Annotated in this window: 3 protein-coding genes; 2 read left to right on the top strand and 1 reads right to left on the bottom strand. The window is 63.3% G+C overall.

Annotated elements, in window-relative coordinates; all coding sequences use genetic code 11:
• Nucleotides 1–578: CHAP domain-containing protein (locus ACIBH1_RS49035; protein WP_397321043.1), on the top strand; the 578-nt coding region annotated here is incomplete at its 5' end.
• A 662-nt stretch (nucleotides 579–1,240) separates the two neighbouring features.
• Here ACIBH1_RS49035 and ACIBH1_RS49030 read toward each other — a convergent pair.
• Nucleotides 1,241–1,876: a transposase gene (locus tag ACIBH1_RS49030; protein WP_397321042.1), complete on the bottom strand. Its 636-nt coding sequence runs from the start codon at nucleotides 1,874–1,876 to the stop codon at nucleotides 1,241–1,243.
• A 55-nt stretch (nucleotides 1,877–1,931) separates the two neighbouring features.
• Here ACIBH1_RS49030 and ACIBH1_RS49025 point away from each other — a divergent pair, with 55 nt between their 5' ends.
• Entirely contained in the window at nucleotides 1,932–2,249 is a 318-nt protein-coding gene (locus ACIBH1_RS49025; RefSeq protein ID WP_397321041.1) for a hypothetical protein, read from the top strand.
• Nucleotides 2,250–3,897: the final 1,648 nt, after the last annotated feature.

Below are 3,897 nucleotides of genomic sequence, written 5' to 3'. Positions count from 1 at the left end.
GACGCGACACCATCTGGTACCTCCGCAACACCGCCAACGCCGGCCTGCACAACACACAATTCGCCTACGGCACCACCACCGACGCCCCCCTCTACTCCGTACAGCAACCCGACGCCTCACCCGGAGCGCTCCGATCACGCATCGTAGCGATCGCCAAGGCAGAGATCGGAGTGTCCGGCGACAGCAACTACTGCCAGAAATACGGTCCACTCTGCGATGACTGGTGCGCGATGTTCACCCGCTGGGTGTGGCGAGAAGCCGGGGTGACCGATCTCTTCAATACCTATGTCGCCCGTGGCGTCGGCCGGTGGGGTGTCGAGAAAGGCCTATTCGTGCCTCGCCCGCCGGGAGCACGAGGAAACCCGATGCCGGGCGATATTGTCGTCTATGGCGCGCCAGCGAATGTGGTCGGAGGCCATGTCTCCATCGTGGAATCCGTCCATGCCAACGGCATGATCACCACGATCAACGGCAACCACAACAACAAGGTAGTACAAACGGTAATCAACCCGATAACTCATACATCAGGGGCCGATAATCTGCACATCTCCGGATATGTGCGGCCACCAGGATCGTAAGCAAGGAATCAAGCGAATCAAGCGCACCCTTGCGCACTAAGCTCGCCGTTGTTTGCTTACGCAGCGAGCTCCCCCTGCGTTGGCCTAATCTAGTGTCCTACGTGTAAGAGGAGCTCGCTGCGAGCACCCACAATATGCGTGAACCCGGCCGCAAGCTCCTTCATCCTCTGTGTCGGCTTGCAGAGCCACAGCATAATCGCAGCTCGGTCATCGGCTGGCCTGGCAGCGGTGCAACGCCAGTTCGTCCGTGGCTACATTGCATTAGTTCAGCAGCCGTAACACCACGCCGACCATAGAAAGGCGTGGTCGACGTCAAATGGGCCACCTCCGAGTGGGTCGACTGGTTCAACCACTAGGCCATGTCCGGTAGATCAGTCTGATCCGTAACAAGGCACCGACCAGAGTGATGGCCGCCTGGTAGTCGCAGGCGAGCTTGTCGTAGCGGGCGGCGATTCCCGCGCCATTGCATGAGCTTGTTGAGGGAACACTCGATGACGTCGCACAGGGGTAGACAGCAGCCGGGTCGAAGGCGGGAGGGCGGCCACGGCGGCCGCCCGCTGTTGGCATCCGGCCTGCTGGTCGGCGCGTTCAAGGATGACGGCCTTGATCTCTCGCGAGCGCGAAGGGCTCGGGAGCTGTAGGCCTTGTCGGCGATGACACGATCAGGCCGGTCGGGGGCGTTCGGCACCGGTCCGGGCAACGGCGATCCTCTTCATCCCCCGGGCGAGACGGTACAGTCGCTGATGTTGCTGGCTGTGATGAGCGCCACGAGGCGCAGGCCCCGTCCGTCGGCGGACAGGTGCAAGCTTGGTCAGCCCGTCCCGAGACCGCCCAGGCGCCTGATTCGTCCCGCCCGGGCGTGCCGGTCGCGCGCTGGCGCGCACGGTGGCGGAGCCCACGCTGACCTTCCAGTTCGGCCGGTCGAACGCATCGTCGTGTACCTGCACATGCTGGAGCAGGGCGTCGAAGGTGCCACCGGCCGCCCAGCGCCTGTAGCGCTCAGGGAGACTCTTCCACTTGCCGTACCCAGTCGGGCAGATCTGCCACGGGGCGCTGGTGGCCTTCCACAAGATCCCGTTCAGGAAACTCCGGCGATGCAGCCACCTCCTGCCTTGCGCCCGTCGGGCAGGCAGCAACGACTCGATCCGCACCCAGGCCGCATTGGTCAGCTGATCACGAAGGCGTCCATGGTCGGTGTGTGAAAACTGACCTAGACGCCCTTCTACTCGCCCCGTATGTCTATCTGGACGATCACGTTCTGCCTTCGCGGGAACGTCTAGGGCGGCGAGGTCGTCCACCAATGCTGACCTCGGCCGAGGTAGTGGTCGTGGCGGTGGCACAAGTACTGCTGCGATGCGATCAAGAGCGGTACTGGTTACAGGCGCCGGCGGCGCGGATCGGTCATCTGTCGGCACCGGTATCGAGAAGGCAGCCGCCGACCTGGGCCGCCGGCTGATCCAACAGGCCCGCCAAGACGAACCCGCGGAGCTCCCGCCCTTCCCCTCCTGCCTACGCCGACACATCGAAGCGATCATCTGGGCGCTGAAGAACGAACGCTGCCCCGAACGCCACAAAGACGGCCTATGGGCACGCATCAGCCAGCGTGTTCTCGCCCTCAATGCCGCTATCTGGCACAACTGGAACACCGACGCACCAGTGAACGGTCACTGACCGCCTACAATCACTAGCCCCAACTCCACCCCAACCGGCGACTGAAGTCAGCAACAGCTTCTCCACCGATGCCGGCGCGATTCAAGATAGCCAGCCGTTTGGCGCCTGTCATCGACGGCGAGTCAATGCTGTGGTGCCGACAGGCCGAATATGTCAGATACTCCCTGGCCGCCTCGCTCGCCTAACCTTTCGTGCTCGTCTGCGTGACGGGCTAGGGCCGTCACGCAGACGGCGAGATCTGCATACCGATCACGCGTCGCCCTGAGATGTCCAGATGATGTCTGAGCCCTGTCCTGGTTGCGCGATCTTCAGCAATAGAAAGTGGGGGAAACAATCGAGCTGAGGAGTTGAGTATGACCATCGGACGACGCATCGCCATGACCGTGGGAACAGCAGCACTTATGTTCACCGCAATTCCGGCGCCACAGGCTCTCGCGGATCCGACATGTAACACGGGCGAAGTGTGCGTCTACAATAATGGTTCCTTGGTCGCCAAGTTCCGGCCCATCGCGCCTGGAAACTGCAGAGCCATCTCGCGTTCCTACGACTATCTGCGGAACCTTTCCCTAGCCCCGCAAAGAGCATGGTCCGGAACTAACTGTACCGGTGCAAACAAGCTTGTTGGGGCAGGTCAGGGTTCCTCGATCAACTTCTGGTGGAGTGTCGGCGGCCTCTAACGCAGCGCAACAGCCCTGGGTTAGTCGCCCGCTCGTCAGTGTTCGCCGTATCCCGAACCGCACAAGATTTGCCTCATCCACATTTTGTGCGGTTCCGGCTACGGCGAACACGGCAGCGAGCGGACAGACTCCCGCAACGGGGCCTGGTGGGGCCGCTTCTGCGAGCGGGACGTCGAAGAGGTACGTAAGACCTCCTGACGGACTAAGAAGTCGTCTCATTTGGAGATCCGCGATAGCAGATGAGGCGCCGGCCAGTGCAACGAAGGACCCGAATCGGTCTGCCCGGCGCTCGTAGCGGCGGTCCAACCCCTGGCCCATCTGCTGGACGGGGCCCGACGGGGACGCGGTCGAGGAGGACGTGCTGCTGGCCGGGCTGAGCCTGGACATGCCCCTCGATGAGCCCAGCGCCCTGGTGCGCGGTCTGGACGCCGGTGGGAGCGGCTCGCCGAACGCCTTGACGAGGCAGGTTCGGCGAAGATCTCCGTCGAGGTGCCGGATGACAGGCTGATCGTCGACAACCTCGGCGAACCGAAGTTCTTGACCTGGCTGCGAGGGCGGGTCGAGAAGATACTCAGAAAATCGACCTGCCGGACCTGCTATTCGAGGAACGCGCCTGGATGGGGCTTCCTCGACGCCTTCGTCCACCTCCGCGACGACACCACCTGGATGAAGGACTGTCCACCTCAGTGGTCGCGCTGCTGGTGTCCGAGGCGGGCAACATCGGCCCGGCCCCCTTGGTGAATTCCGGCTACGAGGCGCTGACCCGAGCACAGCTCCAGCAAGACGACTAGTTCTACTTGCGCGCCGACACCATCGCCCGCGTCGGGGGCCGGCCGGTTGCCGCGGCTCTCGGCTATGGGCCGGGACGGTTGCAGGTGGGGCGTGGTCCCGCGTCCTCGGGACGGCCTCACGCGGCTCGTCGTAGTTTTGCGGCGGTCAGGGACAGGGCCAGCATGCCGGTGATGACTCCG

Origin of the sequence: Nonomuraea sp. NPDC050663, assembly GCF_044456985.1 — a bacterium.
In the GTDB taxonomy this organism is placed as follows: Bacteria; Actinomycetota; Actinomycetes; order Streptosporangiales; family Streptosporangiaceae; genus Nonomuraea.
This window is presented reverse-complemented; position numbering and strand designations above follow the sequence as displayed.